Consider the following 20,283-nt stretch of genomic DNA (forward strand, 5'->3'; position numbering starts at 1 on the left):
GGAGGGGTTGGCTGAGTATGTGAAGGTGCGCGATCACACCTGCATCGCCCCGGGCTGTTTGAAGCCGGCGCATCAGTGCCAGGTGGATCACACCGTGCCCTGGGCCGAAGGCGGCTGCACCTGCGCCACGAACCTCGACCCGCTCTGCCCCCGCCACCACCGGCTACGCCACCTCGCCGGCTGGCAGATCACCCAAACCGAAGAAGGCACCTTCGACTGGGTCAGCCCCGTCGGACAACACTTCACCCGGCTACCGGTCCCGATCCTCGAGCCGGTGGACTGACCGGGCTGGGCACCTTCTCTGCCTGGCAGCCCTCCCGGACTCCGTCGCAACGCCCAGGATGGTCACCTTGGCAGGGCTGGGCCCGGCGTTCCGCCGCACAGGCTGTGGACAGGGCCTCGGGGTGCGGATCTACAGCGTTGGGCCCTGCCCACAACCTGTGCACCGAGCCGACGTCTCCCGCTCTCAGCGGGCCGGTCACCGCGATGGCCGGTCGGGCACCACCCGCGCACCGGATGCTCTTGTCGCGGTCGTGGTCACCTTCCCCAAAATATTAGAAATCTAAAATAGGGAAAGACAAGAGAGGCGGCACGGCGCCGCCTGCGGCCCCGCCGTGCCGCTCGCCGGTGCCAGTCCCCACGCCGACCGCCAGTCGGCAGATAGGGGGTAGTTGCGCCAACGCCACCACCCCCCGCCACAGCAAGACGCCAAACGCAACCGGCACCGACGAGCGCTACGGCGGCGCCGCAGCGCCTTCTTTGTCTTTCCTCTCCTAAAAATTTTGAATCTTTAAGAAGGCGACCATCACCGCAACCCACCCGCCAACCGCCACCCCTCCTCTGCCGACCCAGCCATCCCGGTGACCGGCCCACCCACAGCGGGAGACGTCGGCTCGGTGCAAAGGTTGTGGGCCAAACCCCCAGATCCGCACCCCGAGGCCCTGTCCACAACCTTTGCGGCGGAACGCCGGGCCCAGCTCTACCAAGGCAACCACCCTGGGCGTTCCGATGAACAGGGGTACGGCACCCAAGCCAGTTACAGGAGATGACCGTTAACCGCAGCAACCCCTCCTGCCAACTCCTCAATCTCGACCAACTCAACCCCACCCGCCCCCAAGACCTCAACCCCTTCCCCCACAACAAACGTCCCCGGCTCCCGCATAGCAAACACCACCCGCGGAATCCCAGCCTGAACAATGAGCTGAGAACACCCCACCGCCCGCGACGCACGCCGACTACACGGCTCCAGCGAACTGTACAACGTCGCGGAACCGAGCCGCGGATCCGCCGGATCAACCTTGGAAAGCGCAACCTCCTCGGCATGGGAAACCGAATCCGTTTCCCGAGAATATCCGCGAGCAATCTCGACCCCGGAACCGTCGACGATGATGGCGCCGACACTGAAGGCCGACGTCGACGGAGGACATTGGCGAGACAGTTCAATGGTGGCGCGGAGCCATTGCCAGTCTAGGGCGGATTGGCCAGAGAGATAGCGGAGCAGAACTACCTCGTCGATTTGTTGGGTGGTGGCGAGGGTGAGCGGGTGGGAGTAGTGGCCGGGGTGGAGAAAGTGGGGGGCGGTGGGGTCGCCGACGAGCAGGGGGGCGATGACGAGGTGGAGTTCGTCGGCAAGGCCGGAGGTGAGGAACTGCGTGAGGACTGTGCCGCCGCCTTCGACCATGAGGCGGCGGACTCCGCGCGCATGGAGGTCGGCGAGGACTTCGGGGAGATCGGTGGCCGATACGACGGTGGCGGCGCCGCACAACCTATCCATGACTTTGGCGATCGAGGCGGGTGGGGCATAGACGAGTTTGGGGACGTCGCCGAGGGTGAAGAACTGGGCGGACGGGTCGAGGTCACCGGTGGTGGTGAGGGTGACCTTCATCGGGCCGGCGACCGCGCCGGGGACTACGAGGCGGGGGTTGTCGCGGCGGATGGTGTTGGCGCCGACGAGGATGGCGTCGACTCCGGCGCGGACGGCGCGGACGCGGGCGAGGTCGGCGGGGTTCGACAGCACCAGGCGAGTGGGGGAGGCGTCGTCGAGGTAGCCGTCGAGCGAGGTCGCGCAGCTGAGGACGACATATGGCCGGTTATTCACATGTTTCTCCCTCGGGACCTCAGCCACCATGCGTATATGGACGGTAGCGCTGGCGGGGACAGGCCACTCATCGGAGTCGACGGGATCGCGTCGCCCAAGTGGGCGGAGTCGGACAAGGCGGTCGCCGCGGCGAGCTGGTGGCAGACGGTCCGGTCGGCGCCGGCCGCGGTGGCCACGGTGGTGCGGCTGTCGTGGCGGGCGTCGCGGCGGTGGACGGTGGTTGCCGGTTTGCTGAATCTCGGGTTGGGTTTGCTGACCGCGTTCGGCCTGCTGGCCACGGCGAACGTGTTGACCGAGTTGCTCCGGCAGGGGCCGACGCCGCAGCGGGTGCTCGCCTCGTTGCCGGCGATCGTGCTGGTCGCGGCCGCCTATTCGGCGTCGGCCGTGCTGGAGTCGGCGGTGGGGCTGGTGCAGGGCGTGTTGCGGCCACGCGTGGAGCTTGCGGCCAAGGACGAGATGTACCGGGCCGTGCTCGACGTCGACGCGGCGGCGTTCGACGACGCCGACTTCCAGGAGCTGGTGCGCCAGGGCGGCGACAACGGCACGCACTCGATCCGCAACTCCACCCAGGGCGTCGCGGACCTGCTGAGCACGTTCGTGCGGCTGATTGCCGCGTTGGCGACGGTCGCCGTGTTCAGCGGCTGGCTGCTGCCGGCGCTGCTGGTGGCCGCCGCCGCGGACGGATGGTCGGCCATGCGCGCGGCCAAGCTGAACTACGAGTCGTTCCTGCACATGGTCACCCGCAACCGGCAGTCCTGGGTGATCAGCGAGCTGATCACCGAGCGCAAGGCGGCCGTGGAGGTCCGGGCGTTCACCGCGCAACCGATCCTGCTGGCCGAGTACCGCAGGGTCGCGAAGATCCTTGCCGCGGAAGAGATCCGGGTGGAGCGCCGGCAGACGTTCGTCCAGCTCATCGGCCGGGCGGTGGCCGGCGTCGGCACCACGTTCGCCTACATCGTGCTCGGCTGGCTGCTCTACGTCGAGGCGATGCCGCTGGCGCTGGCCGGTGCGGCGGTCGTGGCGATGCGAACCGGGTCCACGTCCTTGCGCAACACCATCTACCAGGTCAACCGGCTGTACGAGGACAGCTTCCACATCGACCTGTACGAGAAGCTGCTGGTCGAGGCGCGAACCCGGCGCGGTCCCGACCGGGTGACCGAGGCGCCGGTGAACCCGGCGACCATCGAGCTGCGGGACGTCAGCTACACCTATCCCGACCAGAGCGAACCGGCCATCCAGGAAATCTCGCTGAAGCTGCGGCGCGGCGAGGTGATCGCGCTGGTCGGCGAGAACGGCTCCGGCAAGTCGACGCTGGGCAAGCTGATCACCGGCCTCTATCGGCCCTCCGAGGGTCAGGTGCTCTGGGACGGCGTCGACATCGCCACCGCGCACCCGCACACCGTGCACTCGCAGGTCTCCGTCGTCACGCAGGAACCGCTGCGCTGGCCGGTGACCGCGGCCGACAACATCCGGATCGGCCGGCTGGACCGCGACGCGCGGGACGGTACATTGTGGACCGTCGAGGCCGGCACCTCGGGCGCCGACGAGGTGATCGATGAGCTGCCGCGCAAGGAGAACACGATCCTCTCCCGGTACTACGAGGAGGGCAAGGACCTCTCCGGCGGCCAGTGGCAGCGGTTGTCCGTCGCCCGCGGCGCCTACCGGGAGGCGCCGGTGCTGGTGGCCGACGAGCCGACCGCCGCGCTGGACGCCCGGGCCGAGGCCAAGGTCTTCGCGGCGCTCCAGGAGGCCAGCCGCGACCGGGACGGCGAGCGCACCACCGTGCTGGTCACCCACCGGCTGGCCAACGTCCGGCGCGCCGACCGGATCCTCGTGCTCGAGCACGGGCGCATCACCGAGGACGGCACCCACGAGGAGCTGATGGCGTCCGGTCGCCTCTACGCCGAGCTGTACTCCATCCAGGCGGAGGCGTACAAGTGACGCTATATCCGGAGATCGAGCCGTACCGGTACGGCATGCTCGACGTGGGCGACGAAAACCTTGTCTACTGGGAGGAATGCGGCAACCCCGACGGGAAACCCGCACTGGTGCTGCACGGTGGTCCCGGTCCGGCTTGCACACCCGGAGCCCGGCGCATGTTCGACCCGGACGCCCACCGCGTCGTCGTGTTCGGCGGATCCTGGGGTTCGGTGCTCGGACTCGTGTACGCGCACCGATATCGACGGCGAGTGTCCGAAATGGTCCTGTTCGCCGTGGCGACCTGTCCGACGCCTACCATCGCCTGCTGTCCCACCCCGATCCCGCCGTACGGAACAAGGCCGCACAGGACTGGTGCACGTGGGAGGACGCCATCGTGTCCACCGCGCCGCCGAGCACGCGCTACGAGTCGCCGTCGTTTTCGCATGGCGTTCGCGCGGCTGGTCACGCATTACTGGCGGCACGGCCACTGGCTCGACGACCGGCCGGTGCTCGTGGACGAAGCCGGGCGCGACACCGGCGACGCCGGCATGGCCGAGGCTATGATCGCGGCCACCGATCGGTTCGTGCACTAGGACTGCGAGAGGGAGGAACGCGTGTCGTATCTGGGCAGCACCGGGGAGATCAGCGCGATCTGGCGGCCGGAGGTGGACGTCGAGACGCTGAAGATCAGGACGACGACCGCGCGGTTCGTGGCGACCGGGTCGGTCACCAACGGCCAGTTTGGACTGTACCGGTGGGACATGGTCGCGGGCACCGGCGGCTCCGGTGCGCACTTCCACAAGACGTTCTCCGAGTCCTTCTACGTCGTCAGCGGCAAAGTGGGTCTGTACAACGGCGACAAGTGGATCGAAGCCAACCCGGGAGACTTCCTCTACATTCCCGAAGGCGGCATCCACGGTTTCCGCAACGATTCTGACGGCGACTCCTCCATGATCATCCTGTTCGCGCCCGCGCCACCGCGGGAGCTCTACTTCCGGGCGCTGGCAGAGATCGCCGACTCCGGGCGGACGCTGACCGACGAGGAATGGACCGAGCTCTACGCCGAGCACGACCAGTACATGGTCTAAGCCCACCGCGAACACGGCGGCGCGACCCGGGCAGCCGCTCGTAGCGTCGGGAGCATGAACCGCACCACGCTGGACGACCTGACCTTCGAGCGGTTGCTCCGGGACCGCGTCGTGTTCCTGGGCGAGGAGGTCACCGACGACTCGGCAAACCGCCTCACCGCACAGTTTCTCCTGCTCGCCGCCGAGGATCCGGCCGCGGACATCACGTTCTACATCAACTCACCGGGCGGCTCGGTGACCGCCGGCCTGGCGATCTACGACACGATGCGGCTCATCGAGCCGGACGTGGCCACGTTCGGCATGGGCTTCGTCGCCTCCATGGGCCAGTTCCTGCTCTCCTCCGGCACCCCGGGCAAGCGCTATGCGTTGCCGCACACGCAGATCTTGATGCACCAGCCGTCCGGCGGCGTCGGCGGCACGGAGTCCGACATCGCCATCCGCGCTGAGGCGCTCGCCCGGATGAAGCGGCGGATCGCGGAGATCACCGCGGAGCAGACCGGGCAGAGCGTCGAGACGATCACTGCCGACGCCGACCGGGACCGCTGGTTCACCGCGGGCGAAGCCAGGAGCTACGGCTTCGTCGACCACGTCGTCGGCGAACGTCAGTAGGCCATCCGGCGGATCCGCCCGGCGTAGTGCTTCTCCAGGCCCAGGTTCCGGTCGTGCCCGCCGGGAACGTTGGACGAGACGTAGACCGGCGGCGTGGTCCCGCCGGAAAGCAGCCGGCGGACCGCTTCGGCCACCACCATCTGTACCAGCACGGCGGCGGTCACCGAGGACACCGCGCACGCCGTCGACCCGTCCGGCAGCGACAGGATCGCGTCGCCATAGGGGGCGCCGGTGTCCAGCGTGACGTCGGCGAGGTCGAGCAGCCGCTTGCCGGACTCGTGCTGCGGGGTGGCCTGCCGGCTGTGGTCGAGCGAGGTGATGCCGACCAGCTTGTGCCCGGCGGAGGTGGCCAGGTGCGCCATCTCCACCACCGAGCCGTTCACCCCGGAGTTGGAGGCGATCACGAACAGGTCCCCGGGCCGCGGCGCGGCCAGCTCGAACAGCGGGCCGGCCACGTGGGCCTGCCGCTCCAGCATCGGATCGTCGAGCACGGACGGGTCCTGGCCGCCGGCGATCACAAGGTCGGCCAGGCTGATCCGGTTGGTCGGGATGAGACCGCCGGCCCGCCCGGCGATCTCCAGCGCGACCGCCTGGGAGTGTCCGGTGCCGAACGCGTGGATCACGCCGTCGGCCCGCACGCAGCCGGCGAACAGCTCGGCCGCGGCCTCAACCGCGGCCTGGGATGAGGCGGTGACCTGGTCGAGGAGCCGCCGGATCTCGGTTGCGTAGGTCTGAGCGGAGAGGTTCACCCGGCCAGTGTCCACGCCGGCACCGGTTCCGTCAGCGGGCGTTCCCGCTAATGGCCCATCGTGACGTGGTATAGACCACCTGATGGGGCAGTGCCCGGCGGAGTCCACTGGGGGTAATTCCGTGGACGTCTGCCGGTTGCGCCCGGCACCCTGCGGTAATGCTTCCTGAGGGGTACTCCTGGCGCCGGTGCACGCCTGACGACGCCACGGCCATCCACGCGCTGACCAGCCGGTGCAACACCGGGATCGTCGGGTCCGCCGACTGCACCCTGGCCGACGTGCGCGACGAACTGGGCGAGCCGGATTTCGTGCTGGAGACCGACAGCTGGCTGGTGCACGACGCCGAGGGCGAGGTCGTGGGCTACGGCTGCGTGCGGGTCAGGGGCGGCGGTGAGCAGGTCGACCTGGACGCGATCACCTCGGACGAGCGCGTGTGCCGCTGGCTGCACGGCACGGTGCTGGCCCGAGGCATCGAGGTGGGCCAGCCGGTTGCGCCGATCTTCCTTGGCCTGTACCGCGAGGACACGATGCGGCGCGCTTCGGCGCAAGCGCACGGGTTCAAGCCCGTACGCACGTTCTACCGCATGCGGATCGACCACGACCTGGCCGCGCCGCTCGTGGATCCCGTTGCCCCGCCCGGGGTCACCCTGCGCACCGGGCCGGGCGACGAGGCGTTGCGCCGCACCGGTCACGCCCTGCTCATGGAGTCGTTCAAGGAGCATTTCGGCTGGCTCTTCGAACCGTTCGAGGACTGGCACCGGAGGCTGGACCGTGAGTCCACATTCGACTGGTCGATGCTCACCGTGGCGGAGCTGGACTCCCGCCCGGTCGGCGTGCTGATGACCAGCGACCACTACCTGAGCAACGAGAACTGCGGCTACGTCGGTGATCTCGGCGTGCTCGCCGAGGCCCGCGGTCGCGGCATCGCGAAGTTTCTGCTGCGCACCGCCTTCGCCGCCGACATCCGCGCGGGCCGGACCGGGACGATCCTGGCGGTCGATACCAGCAACGTCACGCCAGCCCTGCATGTCTACGAGAGCGTCGGCATGCGCCCGGTCCGGACCACGGACGCCTGGCACTACCAGCGCGAATGACGGTCAGCGGCGGCCGTACCGATACAGCCTGGTCAAAGTGGTCAGGTACCTTGTCGGATACCACGGGTGAAGCTACTGTCCGGTAGGTACAGTCGGCGACCGTGGAGGCGAAGATGCCCCGGATTTCTCGATCACGCATGCTGGTGGCGAGTCTGCTGACCGCCGTGCTCAGCGCGGGGGTGGTGACCGGCGTTCCGGGGGCGGCTGCCGCGCCGGCTCCGCCCGCGGAGGATGCGTTTTACCAGCCGCCGCAGGGATTCGAGGCCACGGCGCCCGGCACGCTGCTGCGCTCCCGGCAGGTCGCCGTCACCGGGCTGGGCGTGCCGTTCCCGGTCAGCGCCTGGCAGAGCCTGGCCCGGTCCACCGGCGCCGACGGCCGGGCGGTCGCCGTGGCGTCCACGCTGATGGTGCCGCTCACCCCGTACCCGCTGGGCAAGCGGCCGCTGCTGTCGTACCAGACTGCCATCGACAGTCTCGGCGACCAGTGCAACCCGTCGTACACGCTGCGCGCCGGCACGGAGAAGGAGCTGCCGCTGATGTCGCTCGCGCTGGCGCGCGGCTGGGCCGTGGTGGTGACCGACTTCGAGGGACCGCGCAACGCCTTCGCCGCCGGGACGATGGCCGGGCACGCGGTGCTCGACGGCATCCGGGCGGTGGAGAAGCTGCCCGGCACCGGGCTTTCCGGCGTGACCACGCCGGTGGGGCTGATGGGCTACTCCGGCGGCGGGCAGGCCACGTCCTGGGCCGCCGAGCTGCAACCGGGCTATGCCGCGGAGTTGGCGGTGAAGGGCGTCGCATCCGGTGGTACGCCGGCAGATCTGCGGGGGGCGGAGCGGCAGATGGACGGCGGCCCGTTCGCCGGGCTCGCGGTCGCCGCGGTCGCCGGGATCATCCGGGAGTACCCGCAGCTGCTCACCCTGGTGAACGACGCCGGTGCCGCGATGCTCGAGCGGATCAAGGACATGTGCGTGGCCGAGGTGACCACGGCCAACGCGTTCCGCCGGCTCGCCGAGTTCACCACCTCGGCCGACCCGCTGAACGAGCCGGTGGCCGCGGACGTGTTGAACCGCAACGATCTCGGCCAGCGGGTGCCGGGCGCGCCGGTGTACCTGTACCACTCGTTCTTCGACGAGCTCATCCCGTACGCGGGCGTGCAGAACCTGCGCCGGACGTGGTGCCGCGGCGGCGCCCGGGTGCAGTTCTACACGGATTTCCTCAGCGAGCACACCGTGCTGGCCGGCACCGGGGCACCGGCCGCGGTGTCCTATTTGGACGACCGGTTCGCCGGCCGGCCCGCGCCGAGCAACTGCTAGCGAATGCCAGATGGATCATCGCGGGGTTGGCATAGCCTCATCCCGACCAACGGAACCTCAGGGGACCGTGACGGCGCTCAGCCACAATCAACCCGAAACCCGCAGTGTCGGCTGGAACGTGACGACAGGAGTTAATTCCGGAGAGGCGGCACGGCGAGGATTCCGGCGGCGATGCGGACGATCTCGGCGATGACGTCGTCCAGCGAGCCGTCCCGCCCGCCCCCGATCGAATGGTGGTGCACGAGCTCGTTCACCGCACCGATCAGCCCGACCGCGCCGAGCCGGAAGTCCCGCGCCGCCGCCTCGCCGCGCGCGACCGCCCGCTCCGTCTCCGCGACCAGCATGGCCGTCCACCGCTCCCGCCACGCGATCCGGTGCGCCTCAACGGCATCGCTGACCCCGATGATTTCCACAAAGGACAGTCGGGCCCAGCGCGGATCGCTCGCCGTGGTGGTGACGAAGGCCCGTACCGCCCGCGCCAGCCGCTCGGCCACCGGAGCGTCCTCGGTGTCCGCCCACGCCGCCAGCACCGCCTCCGCGCTCCGCTCGAGGATGCGATCGTGCAGGCGCATCAACAGATCCTCGCGGCTGGCGAACTCCTCGTAGAAATTGCGCGTCGACACCCCGGCCTGCGAGCACAACCGCTCGATGGACGCCGCCGCGTACCCCACCCCGCCGAACAGCTCGAGCCCCGCGCTCATCAGCCGTTCCCGCCGCTCCGCCCGCCGGTCCGCCGCCGACCGCCCCGCATAGGCCCGCCGCGCGACCGCCCCCGTGCCGGTCACGAACCCGCCCATAAGTTCACACCGTTCATCGTACGGCGAGGAGGGCCCTGACCGAGTCGGCGAGCGGGGTGGTCGGGCGGCCGATCAGGGTGCGGAGATCGCCGGGGGTGTCGGCGAGGGCGCCGCGTTCGGTGTCGCGGTCGAAGCTGACGTAGACGTCCGCGGCGGCCTCGGGCAGGCCGGCGTCGAGGAGCGCGGCGCGGTGGTCCTCGGGCGTGAGGTTGCGGTAGGTGACCTCGCGGCCGGCGGCGCGGGTGATCTCGGCCGCCAGGTCGGCGTAGCTCCAGGCGGTGTCGCCGCTCAACTCGTAGATCTTGTTCTGGTGGCCGGCGGTGGTCAGCACGGCGACCGCGGCGGCGGCGTAGTCGGCGCGGGTGGCGCTGGCCACGCGGCCCTCGCCGGCGCTGCCGATGATCAGCCCGGAGTCCACGGCGCCGCGGATGGCCACCTCGTAGTTCTCGGTGTACCAGCTGTTGCGCAGCAGGGTGTAGGGCAGGCCGGAGGCGAGCACGGCCTCCTCGGTGGCCTTGTGCTCGGGCCCGACGATCAGCGGCGTGACGTCGGCATGCAGCACGCTGGTGTAGGCGATGAGCCGGACGCCGGCACCCGCGGCGGCGTCGATCGCGGCCCGGTGCTGCGCCACCCGCCGGCCGACCGCGTCGCTGGAGATCAGCAGCAGCCGGTCGGCGCCGGCGAACGCGGACTTGAGCGTCTCCGGTGCGTCGAAGTCGGCGTGCCGCACCTGGACACCGCGCTCGGCCAGGTCGGCCAGCTCCTCCGGCCGCCGGGTGGCCGCCACGATCTCCCCGGCCGGCATCGCGTCCAGCAGGCCCTCGACCACCAGCCGGCCGACGTTGCCGCCCGCTCCCGTCACCAAGATCATCAGTCGTCACTCCTTGTACTAACTCGTAGAAAGTGCTTTCTATGAGTTAGTACTATCATAGGGGTTAGTACAGCGCCAGGGAGAGTGCTAACTCGGAGGTAGTGTGGTCCCATGAGCAGGCAAGCGCCACCCGCCCGGCCCGTGTCCCAGGATGAGCACGGCCAGCTCCTGTTCGACGTGTTCGCGCAGGACTGCCCCTCCCGGTTCGCCATGGAGCACGTCACCAGCCGCTGGGGTCTGCTCGCCCTGATCGCCCTGCGCGACGGCCCGGCCCGGTTCAACGCGCTGCGCCGCCGGGTCAGCGGGGTCAGCGAGAAGATGCTCTCCCAGACGCTCCAAGCGCTCGAGCGGGACGGCTTCGTCCACCGCGACGCGCAGGCGACCATTCCGCCGCGGGTCGACTACAGCCTCACCCCGCTGGGCGAGGAGATCGCCGGCCGGCTCTGGCTGCTCATCGAGCAGCTCGAGGGCCGGATGCCCGCGATCCTCGCCGCCCAGGAACGCTACGACCAGGCCAAATCCGCTCGCTGACCGGACTAACCGCGTTCGCCGCGCAGGCCCAGGGCCTTGCCGGACGGCTGTTTGAGGGTCAGCCGGTCGCTGTCGATGTCGAAGGTGACCTCGCCGTTGAGCACCGTCAGGACCGCGTTCTCCAGGGACGCGCGTTCGGGTTCGCAGGCCATTTTGGTGGTGGCGACGCCGGTGAAGCGGATCTTGTTGCCGGACACCGTGTAGCCGCCGGAGCCGCGGTTGCAGCCGGCGTCGACCTGCACGGCGTCCTTGTCGAACGTGAGGGTGGCCGGGGCGCCGGCCGGGGTGGAGGAAGCGGTTGCGCCGTCGGTGATCGTGTCGACCGACCAGCGGGTGCCCAGCAGCGGCAGGGCGGGCTCGGCGACGGTCTTGTCCAGCAGCGCCAGCTCGGTGTTGCCGGAGCTGACGACGAGGTTGCTCCCGTCCAGCCGCCAGGACGGTGTGCTCTCCAGGAACTTCGCCAGCCAGGTGTCCTGCTGGTGCCGCGGCGGGTCGCAGCCCATCTCGGTCATGCCGAGGCCGGCCACCTCGAGCCGGCCGCCGCGCAGGTTCGCCTGCCCGGACATGGTGTTGCAGCCGGCGTCGGCGAGCAGCCGGCCGTCGTTCATGAACCGGAACGTCACCTTCGTCTTGCCGGCGAGCGGGCGCGGCTTGCCGTCCTCGGTCACGCTGGTGGACAGGAACGTCCGCCCGCGCAACCCCGAGTCGTCGTTCCCCGCCGGCGGCGAGGCCGTGGCGCCGCAGCCGGCGAGCGCGAGCAGCAGAGCGGGGGCGAGCCATCCGGCCTTCATGGTGGAAGGACGGTACCCGCCCCCGGTCGGGTTGCGTGCCTAGTCACCCAGGATCCTGGCCACCAGGCCGGTGTCGTGTTTGGCCTCGACGAATAGCGGGTCCCGCAGCACCCGGTCCAGGAACTCCCGGGTGGTGTGCACGCCGGGGCCCTCGATGGTGAACTCGGCCAGCGCGCGCCGCATCCGCCGGATCGCGCCCTCGCGGTCCGGCGCCCAGACGATCACCTTGGCCAGCAACGAGTCGTACGCGGCCGGCACCTTGTAGCCGGCGAAGCCGTGGGTGTCCACCCGGACGAACGGCCCGCCGGGCGGCACGAACTTCTCCAGCCGGCCGGGCGTCGGCACGAAGTTCCGGTCCGGATCCTCGACGTTGACCCGGCACTCGATGGCCACCCCGCCCCGCCGGATGTCCTCCTGCTTGAGGCGCAACCGTTCCCCGGCGGCGATCCGGATCTGCTCGGTGATCAGGTCGACGCCGGTCACCGCCTCGGTCACCGGGTGCTCGACCTGGATCCGGCAGTTCACCTCCATGAAGTAGAAGTTGTTCTCAGTGTCCACAATGAACTCAAAGGTGCCGGCGCCGAGGTAGCCGGTGGCCAGCGCGCCGCGCACGGCGGCCTCGCCCATGCGTGCGGTGAGCTCGGCGGGCAGGCCCGGCGCGGGGGTCTCCTCGACCAGCTTCTGGTGCCGCCGCTGGACCGAGCAGTCCCGCTCGCCGAGGTGCACCGCGTTGCCGTACCCGTCGCAGAGCACCTGGATCTCCACGTGCCGCGCGGAGGGCAGGTACCGCTCCACGTACACCCGGCCGTCACCGAACAGGGTCTGCGCGGTGGCCCGGGTCTGCTGGTAGGAACGGGAGAACTCGACCGGATCCTCCACAATGGACATACCGCGCCCGCCGCCGCCCGCGGCCGCCTTGATGATCACCGGATAGCCGATCTCGTCGGCCAGCCGGGCCGCACCCTCCGCGTCGTTGAGCGGTTCGACGCTGCCGGGCAGCAGTGGCAGCCCGGCAGCGGTCATGGCCGCCCGCGCCGCGGTCTTGTCGCCGAGTGTGGCGATCACGTCGGGCGGCGGACCGATGAAGGTCAACCCGTTCGCCTCGCACACCTCCGCGAAGTCCGGGTTCTCCGACAGGAAGCCGTATCCCGGGTGGACGGCCTCGGCGCCGGTGGCCCGGGCGGCCTCGACGATCGCGGCGGCGTTGAGGTAGCTCTGCCGGGACGGCGCCGGGCCGATCTGCACGGCCTGGTCGGCCAGGTGCACCACGGCGGAATCCTTGTCCTCGGTGGAATGCACCGCGACCGTGCGGATGCCGAGCTCACGGCAGGCGCGCAGCACCCGCACCGCGATCTCGCCCCGGTTGGCGATCAGTATCTTGCCGAACAAGGTTCGCTCCCTTTTAGGAATCGATCGGGGCAAGGCGGAACAACGGCTGTCCGAACTCGACGGACGCGCCGTCCTTGACCAGCACCTCGACCACGCGACCGGGCTTGTCCGCCTCGACCGGCAGCATGAGCTTCATCGCCTCGATGATCGCCACCTGCTGGCCGGGCACCACCTGGTCGCCCTCCTTGACGAACGGCGCGGCACCGGGGGACGGGGAACGGTAGAACACTCCTACCGTGGACGCGGCGAGCACTGTGCCGATGGCCGCGGCCGGGGCCGCTGCCGGAACGGTCTGCGACGCGGCCGCGGCGGCGACCGCGGCCGGCGCAGGCGTGGCCGCCCAGGTCATCTCGACGGCGACCACCCCGGCCCGGACGGTGAGCGAGGCCGGCGCATGGGGTGACCGGGCAAGGAGATCCGCCGCGGTGCGCTGGACCGAGGTCAGCACGTCGTCGAGCCCACCGTGGTGCAGCTCGATCACCTCGTGCTCTCCGTGCTCGTCGAACCCAGTGTGAACGGCGCGCGGTAAACGGTATGACGACGACATCAGATCTGCCTCTCCGGGTTTTCCGTACCAAACGCTCGGAACCTGGCCCGGCGGTCGGCAATCAGCCGGGCCGGATCGAGGGGGAGTAGCTCTCGCAACGACTCGATCAACGCGGCCCGCAGGTTCTGGGCCGCCGCAACGTGATCGGACTGCACGCCGCCCGGCGGCTCAGGGACGATCCCGTCCACGACGCCGAGCCGCAGCAGCTCACCGGAGGTCATCCGGAGTGCCGCGGCCGCCTTCGGCGCGGCGGCCGGGTCGTCCCAGAGGATCGCCGCGCAGCCCTCCGGGCTGATCACCGAGTAGACCCCGTTGGCGCAGATCAGTACCCGGTTGCTGACCGCGAGCGCCAGAGCCCCGCCGCTGCCGCCCTCGCCGGTGATCACCGAGATCGCCGGCACCGGCAGGCTGGCCATGAGCCGCAAATTCTCCGCGATCGCGACGGACTGGCCGTTCTGCTCGGCCTCGATTCCCGGGTAGGCGCCGGGCGTGTCGATCAGCGTGATCACCGGGATGCTCAGCTTGGCGGCCAACCGCATCAGCCGCGCGGCCTTGCGGTACCCAGCCGGGTTGGCCATGCCGAACCGGCGCGCCGCGAGCTCGGCCGCGGTGTGCCCCTTCTGGTTGCCGATCACGATGACCGGCAGGCCGTTCAGCCGGCCGATGCCGCCGACGATGGCCGCGCAGTCCTCGCCGAGGCGGTCGCCGCGCAGCTCCTCGAAGTCCTCGAGCAACAGTCCGATGTAGTCGATCGTGGTCGGCCGGTTGAGGTGCCGGGCGCGCTGCACGGCCTGCCACGGGTCGGTGTCGTCGTCATGCTCGTGCGGCGCGGTGCGGGTGATCGCGTGCCGGTCGCCGGCGACCAGCCGGTGCTCCGCCTTGGTGCCGTTGGACAGCAGCCGGGCGAGCGTGGCGCGCAGCTCGTTGCGCGGCCGGATGGCGTCGATCAATCCATGGGAGAGCAGGAACTCCGCGGTCTGGAAGCCTTCCGGCAGGGTCTGCCGGATGGTCTGGGAGATCACCCGCGGGCCGGCGAAACCAAGGCGCGCACCGGGTTCGGCGATGATCACGTCGCAGAGCGTGGCGAACGAGGCGGCCACCCCGCCGAACGTCGGGTCGGTGACCAGCGAGATGGTGAGGATGCCGGCCTCGTCGAGCTGGCCGAGCATCTGGCTGGTTTTCGCCATCTGCATCAGGGAAACCGCGCCCTCCTGCATGCGTGCGCCACCGGAGGCGGTGACGATCAGCAGCGGGATGCCGCGCTCCAGGGCGATCTCGCCGGCCCGGGTGATCAGCTCACCCACGCAGCCGCCGAGGCTGCCGCCCATGAACCGGAAGTCCATGACCGTGACGATCAGCGGGTTGCCCTCGATGGTGCCGCTGGCGCACACCACGGCGTAGTCCAGCCCGGTGTGCCGGCGCGCCTCGGCCCGGCGTTGCGGGTACGGCTTGCTGTCCACGAACTTCAGGGGGTCCCCGGAGTACACCGGGAGGTCGAGAATCTCGACGCTGCCCGGGTCGAGTAACTGGTCCAACCGTTGATGCGCGTCGACTCGGCTGTGGTGGCCGCAGTCCGGGCAGACGCCGAGACTGCGGTGCATCCGCTTCCCGTAAACCAGTGAGCGGCATCGCCGGCAGGAGACCCACTCGGTGAGCTCCGTCCGTTGGGCGATGACTGCGGTCATGGCGATCCTCACTTCACGATGGTGGCGTGCAGCGAGGTTCGCTATGGACACTCCAGAAGCACTCAAGGTCAGCTCAAGGCAACTGTCAGCGGTTCAGTGCAGAGGGCTTCGCGAGTCCCCGTTCCAGGTCCGCGAGTCCCCGGTTCAGACACCTGAGTTCCCGGTCCGGAACTGGGAACTCGAGTGCCCGAAGCGGGGACTCGCGTGCTGGAAGTGGGGACTCGCCGGGTCTACGTGAGCGGCGAGGGGACCAGGGTGAACGCCGGGTCGAGGTGGGCGGTGTCGTTGAACCGCCGGATGATCCAAACCTGCGGGGTGATCACGAGGTGCGAGATCGACCCGTTGTCCGCGCCGATGAAGGCGAACGCGCGGGACTTGCTGGCCTGGGCCAGCACCTGCCCGATCACGCCGCCGTGGGTGAACACCGCGATGGTCTGGTCCCGGTGCGCGGCGGTGAGCCGCTCGACGGCCTCGCGGACCCGGGCGGCGAACCGGTCCGACGGCTCGGCGCCGGGGATGACGTCCCAGCGCTGCTCGGTGAACAGGCGCTGGGCGATGTCGCCGTTCTCCGCGATCTTCTGCCGGAACAGGCCACCCTCCCACTCGCCGAGGTACACCTCGCGGAGCCCGGGCTCGACGGTCGGGGTCAGGCCGAGCCGCTCGGCCGTTGGCGCTGCGGTCTGCACGGTGCGGCGGAGCGTCGTGACGTAGATGTGGTCGATCTTGGCCACGCTCAGCCGGTCGGCCACCCGGAGGGCCTGCTCGCGGCCCTCGGGCGCGAGGTTGGGGTCCGCGTGCCCGTCGGCCAGCGGGAACGGCTGGCCGGGGCGGGCCACCGCGGACTCGCCGTGCCGGATCAGCAGCAGCTCGGTCGAACCGGGTGGCGCCTCGAACCGCAGCTGCCGGTACTCCTCGGGGTCGTTGTCTTCCGTGCTCACGTGCGCAGGTTAGCCTGCGGCGACTCGCGACGGTTCTTAACTGGCTTAACCGTCGTAAAGGGTTATCCTCACCCCGGTGCCTTCGGGGAATCGAGGTGTGATGGCCAGGACCGCTCGCCGGCTGCTCGCCGGCCGGCTGCGCGCGCTGCGTGAGTCGACCTTTCCCGTGAAGATCACCCAGGACCAGCTGGCGGCGGCGCTCGGCCGGGGCAAGCCGCTGAGCAACGCGGCCATCTCCATGTGGGAGAACGGCGAGATCGACAAGTGGCCGTCGGAGGCGCGGCTGGTCCAGTACGCACTGATCTTCAGCATGCCGCAGAGCTTCAGCCCGATCGCGCAGGTGCCCGAGGAGTCCCAGCTGGACAAGCCGGCGCGGCTGCGGTTCCAGCGGCTGCGCACCGAGCTGCTGGAGCTGCGCGAGGCGGCCGAGCAGGAGGGCCGGCGGGAGCGGTCCGGTGCGGGCACGGCGGAGGGCAACGAGCTCTGGCACCACGACCGGGACGAGAAGCTGGTCGTGGTCGCCCCCGAGCTGCCGGCGGAGGAGCGCGCGCCGGGCACCGACGAGCACGGGCTCAACTACCTGCGGCTGGCCCGTTACGGCGATCTCGACGCGTTCTTCGAGATGTACGTGGCGCTCACCCGCATGGGCTACCGCAACCTCAGCCACCGCTCGGCCCGGGAGCCGGGCATCGGCACCTCCCGCAACCTGGTGCTGCTCGGCGGGCCGTTGCGCAACCCGCTCACCCGCACCTTCCTGCACCTGCTCGACCTGCCGTTCGCCCAGCGTCCGGAGACGCCGGGCGGGCCGGCGGTGTTCACTTTGGCCGACGGCACAACGGTTTCGCCCAAGGTGCTGGACATGGCGCAGGTGGTGGAGGACGTCGGGTTGTTCGTGCGGGCGGCGAACCCGACCAACCCGGACGCCGATGTCACGATCTGCAGCGGCACCTACACCTACGGGGTGCTCGGCGCCGTGCACCTGTTCACCAACTCGCGGCTGGCCGCGGACAACATCGAGGCGGTTCGCGCCCGGCTCGGTCAGGCCCGGGGCTTCGCGGTGCTGTTCCGGGTCAAGGTGATCGACGGGCGGGTGCCGACGCCCAGGCTGCCGGCGGCGATCATCGAGTGCGTCCCGCTCTGAGTCAGGCCGAGCTCGTTCGGCGCGATCCGGTTGACGAGCTGTACCAACTCGATGCCGCCGAGGAGCAACGCCGCGAGCAGCACGGCGAGCAGGAGCCGGAGCACGGATCGCCAGTAGATGTAGGTGATCACGACGAGCACGAGGGCGGTGGCGACGTGGGGCGTCGTTGTCATGGCGGGCTCTCCAATCGGCGTGCCGGCTCGTAGGTGCCTGCTGGCCCGCGCCGCTGACGGAGGGTTGTCCCGGTCAGGAGCGCGGGCGTTGGCAACCGGGAGGGAGGCTCATGGGGTTACCTCGCGAGTTGACCTAGGTGATATTCGAACAAGTTAACCATCTCATGCGGTTGAGTCTCGGTCAACGGCCAAAGGTCCCCAACCCTGTAGCGCCGCTACACGCTCACTGAAGGAATCCTCGCTGGTGCCCCGCCCACTCCACGGGTGATCCTCACCCCGTGATCACCCCCGACACCAAGGACTGGACCTGGGTCCTCCACAAACCCTGTCCCGAATGCGGTCTCGACACCAGATCCATCAGTCCCGAAGAAGTCCCCACCCTCCTCCGCGACAACGCGGCCGCCTGGCACACCCTGCTCACGGGCCCCACCGACCCCCGCCCACGCCCCCACCCCGACACATGGTCTCCCCTCGAATACGCCTGCCACGTCCGCGACGTCTTCCGCATCTTCGATGAACGCCTCGTATTGATGCTCACGCAAGAGGATCCGCACTACCCCAACTGGGACCAGGACAAGACCGCCATCGAATCCCGCTACGCCGACCAGGACCCGTCAACCGTCGCCGCGGAACTGCTGGCCGCCGCCCACACCCTCGCCGACCGCTTCACCACCGTCCCCGACTGGACCCGCACCGGCACCCGCAGCGACGGCGCCCACTTCACCATCGCCACCTTCGCCCGCTACTTCATCCACGACCCCCTCCACCACCTCCACGACGCCACCGGTCAGTCCCGGTGATCCGCCAGGTCGGCGAGCAGCTCCTCCAGCAGCAACTCCTCTTCGACCCGCACGCCGGCCGCCGTCATCGCGGCGCCCAGCTCGCGATCACCAAAAGTGGCCAGATCCAGAACTCACCCTTCAAACCAGGGGTACCAACCCATGAAGGAAAGACGCGTATGCGATATATGACGGCATGCGAACCTGCCTCGATCTCGTCGAGAAGGAGTTCATCGACCTGACCACGCCGCGAACAACTCCACCCTGCTCGCCACGCTGCTCCTCCACGGTCAGCAGCGGCACGCATCCTTCTCCGATGGATACGACCAGACCAGGACCAATCCCACTGGTGGGCTCGCCGGCCGCGAGGGCAACGGGTTACGGCAGGTACCACGACCATTCCATGCGCCCTCCCGGCAGCAGAGCGGAGACGAACTCAGCGCTGCCGCGCACGTGAGCGAGGTACGGACGGGCGTCGGCGAAGTTGGCGTTGTCGGCCACCACCAGCGCGCCGCGTCGCAGCTTCGGGGTCAGCAACTCGAGGACCGGAAGGTAGAGGTTCTTCCACCCGTCGAGGAAGACGAGGTCGACCGGTCCCTCGAGATCGTTCAACGTGTGCAGCGCGTCACCCCGCCAGACCTCGGCCACGTCGTCGAGGCCGGCCTGCCGGATGCTCGCCTCCGCCGCAGCACATTTGGACGGTTCGATCTCCGTGGTGACCACCCGGCCGCCGCCGTTACCGCGGACCGCCGCCGCCAGGTACAGGGTGGAAATGCCGAACGACGTGCCGAACTCGACGACCTGTCGCGCATCGGCCCCACGGGTCAGTGCGTACAGCAGTTGCCCGTCCCGCCGGGAGATGGGCAGGTACATGCGTTTGAGCTGGGACGGGGTGACCGACCGCATCAGGCTTCGGCCGGTGATCCGGCCGTACAGGACGCGCGGCAGCACCAGCAGAGCCTGCCGCCAGTCTCTCCGGGCGGCGTGATGCAGCGTGTCGAGAACACCTGCCACCGCAGGGTCGCCAACATCGTGGCTCGTCATCGGATCCTCCTCCGGTCCAACCGCTCCGTGAGCTTTGGTCAGCCTGCTGCAGCCGAGCTGAGAAACGGCTCAGCCGCCCAACTCGCCGGCACCTACGTCGAACACGGGGCCGCAAACCACCAGAACCGATTCCCGCCCACCGGGGACAAATCGATCGCGCAAAGTGGGCCAGAGCCTGAGTTCTGGCCCCGTCTACGGATGTGGTCTGGCCTCATCGGCTTGATCGTGAAGTTGGTTCCGGGAGCCGGTGCAGGTGTTCATCCCGCAGACTCACTGCCCGGGCGCGGAAGCCGAGGTCGACTTCGGTGAGGTCTGGGTGTGGCTGGCCGGCCGGTCCATGTGCTGTTATCTGTTCACGTTCCGGTTGTCCCGGGCTCGGGTGGGCGCAGCTCGGGCACCGATGAGTTTCTCGCGCGGGTCCGGTCGGTATGCGTGAGACCGACTCACGGGAGGCTGGCGCGATGCGGAAACTGATCTACGGCATGAACCTGACCCTGGACGGCTACATTGCCGCGGCCGGCGACGACATCGGCTGGAGCGGGCCACCGAGCGACGAGCTGTTCGGGTGGTGGAGCGACCAGGTGCGGGCCAGCGGCCTGTCGTTGTACGGGCGCAAGCTGTGGGAGACGATGAGCTCCTACTGGCCGACCGGCGACCAGCAGCCCGACGCCACGCCGGGGGAGATCGAGTTCGCGCGCCTCTGGCGGGACCTGCCGAAGGTGGTGT

Annotated in this window: 21 protein-coding genes and 1 pseudogene; 11 read left to right on the forward strand and 11 right to left on the reverse strand. The window is 69.6% G+C overall.

The features are described 5' to 3' along the window. Positions 1-283 (forward strand): annotated as a pseudogene (locus VGR06_RS13320) (HNH endonuclease signature motif containing protein); the annotation flags it as partial. A gap of 753 nt (positions 284-1,036) precedes the next feature. On the opposite strand, the gene VGR06_RS13325 reads toward VGR06_RS13320, so the two are convergent. After that, entirely contained in the window at positions 1,037-2,098 is a 1,062-nt protein-coding gene (locus VGR06_RS13325) for a dihydrofolate reductase family protein (RefSeq protein WP_327559361.1), read from the reverse strand. Between the two features lie 36 nt (positions 2,099-2,134). On the opposite strand from VGR06_RS13325, the gene VGR06_RS13330 reads away from it, so the two are divergent. From VGR06_RS13330 to VGR06_RS13345, 4 genes are all read left to right on the forward strand, one after another. Continuing rightward, on the forward strand, positions 2,135-4,039 hold the full coding sequence (locus VGR06_RS13330) for an ABC transporter ATP-binding protein (protein WP_327559362.1): 1,905 nt from the start codon (positions 2,135-2,137) through the stop codon (positions 4,037-4,039). Positions 4,040-4,461: 422 nt separating this feature from the next. Beyond that, positions 4,462-4,611: a hypothetical protein gene (locus tag VGR06_RS43870; RefSeq protein WP_414637243.1), complete on the forward strand. Its 150-nt coding sequence runs from the start codon at positions 4,462-4,464 to the stop codon at positions 4,609-4,611. Between the two features lie 21 nt (positions 4,612-4,632). Further along, entirely contained in the window at positions 4,633-5,106 is a 474-nt protein-coding gene (locus VGR06_RS13340) for a cupin domain-containing protein (RefSeq protein WP_327559363.1), read from the forward strand. Between the two features lie 54 nt (positions 5,107-5,160). Beyond that, positions 5,161-5,715 carry an ATP-dependent Clp protease proteolytic subunit gene (locus VGR06_RS13345; RefSeq protein WP_327559364.1) on the forward strand — a complete coding sequence of 185 codons (555 nt, stop codon included), beginning with the start codon at positions 5,161-5,163 and terminating at the stop codon, positions 5,713-5,715. On the opposite strand, the gene VGR06_RS13350 is transcribed toward VGR06_RS13345, so the two are convergent. Continuing rightward, a complete protein-coding gene (locus VGR06_RS13350; RefSeq protein WP_327559365.1) occupies positions 5,709-6,464 on the reverse strand; it encodes an SIS domain-containing protein in 756 nt (251 codons plus the stop codon). The genes VGR06_RS13345 and VGR06_RS13350 overlap by 7 nt on opposite strands. Positions 6,465-6,622: 158 nt before the next feature. Between VGR06_RS13350 and VGR06_RS13355 the strand changes: the two genes are divergently transcribed. Together VGR06_RS13355 and VGR06_RS13360 are read left to right on the forward strand one after the other, a co-directional pair. Next, positions 6,623-7,558 carry a GNAT family N-acetyltransferase gene (locus VGR06_RS13355; RefSeq protein WP_327559366.1) on the forward strand — a complete coding sequence of 312 codons (936 nt, stop codon included), beginning with the start codon at positions 6,623-6,625 and terminating at the stop codon, positions 7,556-7,558. Between the two features lie 101 nt (positions 7,559-7,659). Beyond that, the gene (locus VGR06_RS13360; protein WP_327559367.1) at positions 7,660-8,871 is read left to right on the forward strand and encodes a lipase family protein; all 1,212 of its coding nucleotides are present in this window, start codon (positions 7,660-7,662) and stop codon (positions 8,869-8,871) included. Between the two features lie 131 nt (positions 8,872-9,002). Here VGR06_RS13360 and VGR06_RS13365 read toward each other — a convergent pair whose 3' ends face one another. Next, a complete protein-coding gene (locus VGR06_RS13365; RefSeq protein ID WP_327559368.1) occupies positions 9,003-9,668 on the reverse strand; it encodes a TetR/AcrR family transcriptional regulator in 666 nt (221 codons plus the stop codon). A gap of 13 nt (positions 9,669-9,681) precedes the next feature. Beyond that, entirely contained in the window at positions 9,682-10,539 is an 858-nt protein-coding gene (locus VGR06_RS13370; protein WP_327559369.1) for an SDR family oxidoreductase, read from the reverse strand. Between the two features lie 111 nt (positions 10,540-10,650). On the opposite strand from VGR06_RS13370, the gene VGR06_RS13375 reads away from it, so the two are divergent. After that, positions 10,651-11,070: a winged helix-turn-helix transcriptional regulator gene (locus tag VGR06_RS13375; RefSeq protein WP_414637244.1), complete on the forward strand. Its 420-nt coding sequence runs from the start codon at positions 10,651-10,653 to the stop codon at positions 11,068-11,070. Positions 11,071-11,075: 5 nt separating this feature from the next. Here the strand turns inward: VGR06_RS13375 and VGR06_RS13380 are convergent, their stop codons facing one another. The 5 genes from VGR06_RS13380 to VGR06_RS13400 form a co-directional block, all read right to left on the reverse strand. Further along, positions 11,076-11,861 (reverse strand): META domain-containing protein, encoded by a 786-nt coding sequence (locus VGR06_RS13380; RefSeq protein WP_327559370.1) that lies wholly within the window; start codon positions 11,859-11,861, stop codon positions 11,076-11,078. A gap of 39 nt (positions 11,862-11,900) precedes the next feature. After that, the gene (gene accC / locus VGR06_RS13385; protein ID WP_327559371.1) at positions 11,901-13,250 is read right to left on the reverse strand and encodes an acetyl-CoA carboxylase biotin carboxylase subunit; all 1,350 of its coding nucleotides are present in this window, start codon (positions 13,248-13,250) and stop codon (positions 11,901-11,903) included. 13 nt (positions 13,251-13,263) lie between these two features. Continuing rightward, positions 13,264-13,731: an acetyl-CoA carboxylase biotin carboxyl carrier protein gene (locus VGR06_RS13390; protein ID WP_327559372.1), complete on the reverse strand. Its 468-nt coding sequence runs from the start codon at positions 13,729-13,731 to the stop codon at positions 13,264-13,266. Positions 13,732-13,796: 65 nt separating this feature from the next. Continuing rightward, positions 13,797-15,482, reverse strand: coding sequence for an acetyl-CoA carboxylase carboxyltransferase subunit alpha (locus VGR06_RS13395; RefSeq protein ID WP_327559373.1), 1,686 nt, complete (start codon positions 15,480-15,482; stop codon positions 13,797-13,799). Positions 15,483-15,712: 230 nt separating this feature from the next. Next, positions 15,713-16,420: a histidine phosphatase family protein gene (locus VGR06_RS13400; RefSeq protein ID WP_327559374.1), complete on the reverse strand. Its 708-nt coding sequence runs from the start codon at positions 16,418-16,420 to the stop codon at positions 15,713-15,715. Between the two features lie 100 nt (positions 16,421-16,520). Here VGR06_RS13400 and VGR06_RS13405 point away from each other — a divergent pair, with 100 nt between their 5' ends. Next, positions 16,521-17,561: a helix-turn-helix transcriptional regulator gene (locus VGR06_RS13405; protein WP_327559375.1), complete on the forward strand. Its 1,041-nt coding sequence runs from the start codon at positions 16,521-16,523 to the stop codon at positions 17,559-17,561. On the opposite strand, the gene VGR06_RS13410 is transcribed toward VGR06_RS13405, so the two are convergent. Beyond that, positions 17,459-17,734: a hypothetical protein gene (locus tag VGR06_RS13410; RefSeq protein ID WP_327559376.1), complete on the reverse strand. Its 276-nt coding sequence runs from the start codon at positions 17,732-17,734 to the stop codon at positions 17,459-17,461. The two genes, VGR06_RS13405 and VGR06_RS13410, sit on opposite strands and share 103 nt — an antisense overlap. A gap of 278 nt (positions 17,735-18,012) precedes the next feature. Between VGR06_RS13410 and VGR06_RS13415 the strand changes: the two genes are divergently transcribed. Continuing rightward, complete coding sequence (locus tag VGR06_RS13415) at positions 18,013-18,534, forward strand: DinB family protein (RefSeq protein ID WP_327559377.1); 522 nt, start codon at positions 18,013-18,015, stop codon at positions 18,532-18,534. A 357-nt stretch (positions 18,535-18,891) separates the two neighbouring features. On the opposite strand, the gene VGR06_RS13420 is transcribed toward VGR06_RS13415, so the two are convergent. Next, a complete protein-coding gene (locus tag VGR06_RS13420) occupies positions 18,892-19,557 on the reverse strand; it encodes an O-methyltransferase (RefSeq protein WP_327559378.1) in 666 nt (221 codons plus the stop codon). A 461-nt stretch (positions 19,558-20,018) separates the two neighbouring features. Between VGR06_RS13420 and VGR06_RS13425 the strand changes: the two genes are divergently transcribed. Beyond that, positions 20,019-20,283, forward strand: a 265-nt coding sequence (locus VGR06_RS13425) for a dihydrofolate reductase family protein (protein WP_414637245.1), incomplete at its 3' end; no start/stop codon positions are given.

Source organism: Actinophytocola sp. (assembly GCF_036002505.1).
Lineage (GTDB): Bacteria > Actinomycetota > Actinomycetes > Mycobacteriales > Pseudonocardiaceae > DASYTH01.

Bases quoted from the DNA above. Each gene is read 5' to 3' on its own strand.
- VGR06_RS13395 (WP_327559373.1), bottom strand. From the start codon at position 15,482: ATGACCGCAGTCATCGCCCAACGGACGGAGCTCACCGAGTGGGTCTCC.
- VGR06_RS13330 (WP_327559362.1), top strand. From the start codon at position 2,135: ATGGACGGTAGCGCTGGCGGGGACAGGCCACTCATCGGAGTCGACGGG.
- VGR06_RS43870 (WP_414637243.1), top strand. From the start codon at position 4,462: ATGGCGTTCGCGCGGCTGGTCACGCATTACTGGCGGCACGGCCACTGG.
- VGR06_RS13370 (WP_327559369.1), bottom strand. From the start codon at position 10,539: ATGATCTTGGTGACGGGAGCGGGCGGCAACGTCGGCCGGCTGGTGGTC.
- VGR06_RS13380 (WP_327559370.1), bottom strand. From the start codon at position 11,861: ATGAAGGCCGGATGGCTCGCCCCCGCTCTGCTGCTCGCGCTCGCCGGC.
- VGR06_RS13355 (WP_327559366.1), top strand. From the start codon at position 6,623: ATGCTTCCTGAGGGGTACTCCTGGCGCCGGTGCACGCCTGACGACGCC.
- VGR06_RS13420 (WP_327559378.1), bottom strand. From the start codon at position 19,557: ATGACGAGCCACGATGTTGGCGACCCTGCGGTGGCAGGTGTTCTCGAC.
- VGR06_RS13410 (WP_327559376.1), bottom strand. From the start codon at position 17,734: ATGACAACGACGCCCCACGTCGCCACCGCCCTCGTGCTCGTCGTGATC.
- VGR06_RS13375 (WP_414637244.1), top strand. From the start codon at position 10,651: ATGAGCAGGCAAGCGCCACCCGCCCGGCCCGTGTCCCAGGATGAGCAC.
- VGR06_RS13365 (WP_327559368.1), bottom strand. From the start codon at position 9,668: ATGGGCGGGTTCGTGACCGGCACGGGGGCGGTCGCGCGGCGGGCCTAT.
- VGR06_RS13405 (WP_327559375.1), top strand. From the start codon at position 16,521: ATGGCCAGGACCGCTCGCCGGCTGCTCGCCGGCCGGCTGCGCGCGCTG.
- VGR06_RS13345 (WP_327559364.1), top strand. From the start codon at position 5,161: ATGAACCGCACCACGCTGGACGACCTGACCTTCGAGCGGTTGCTCCGG.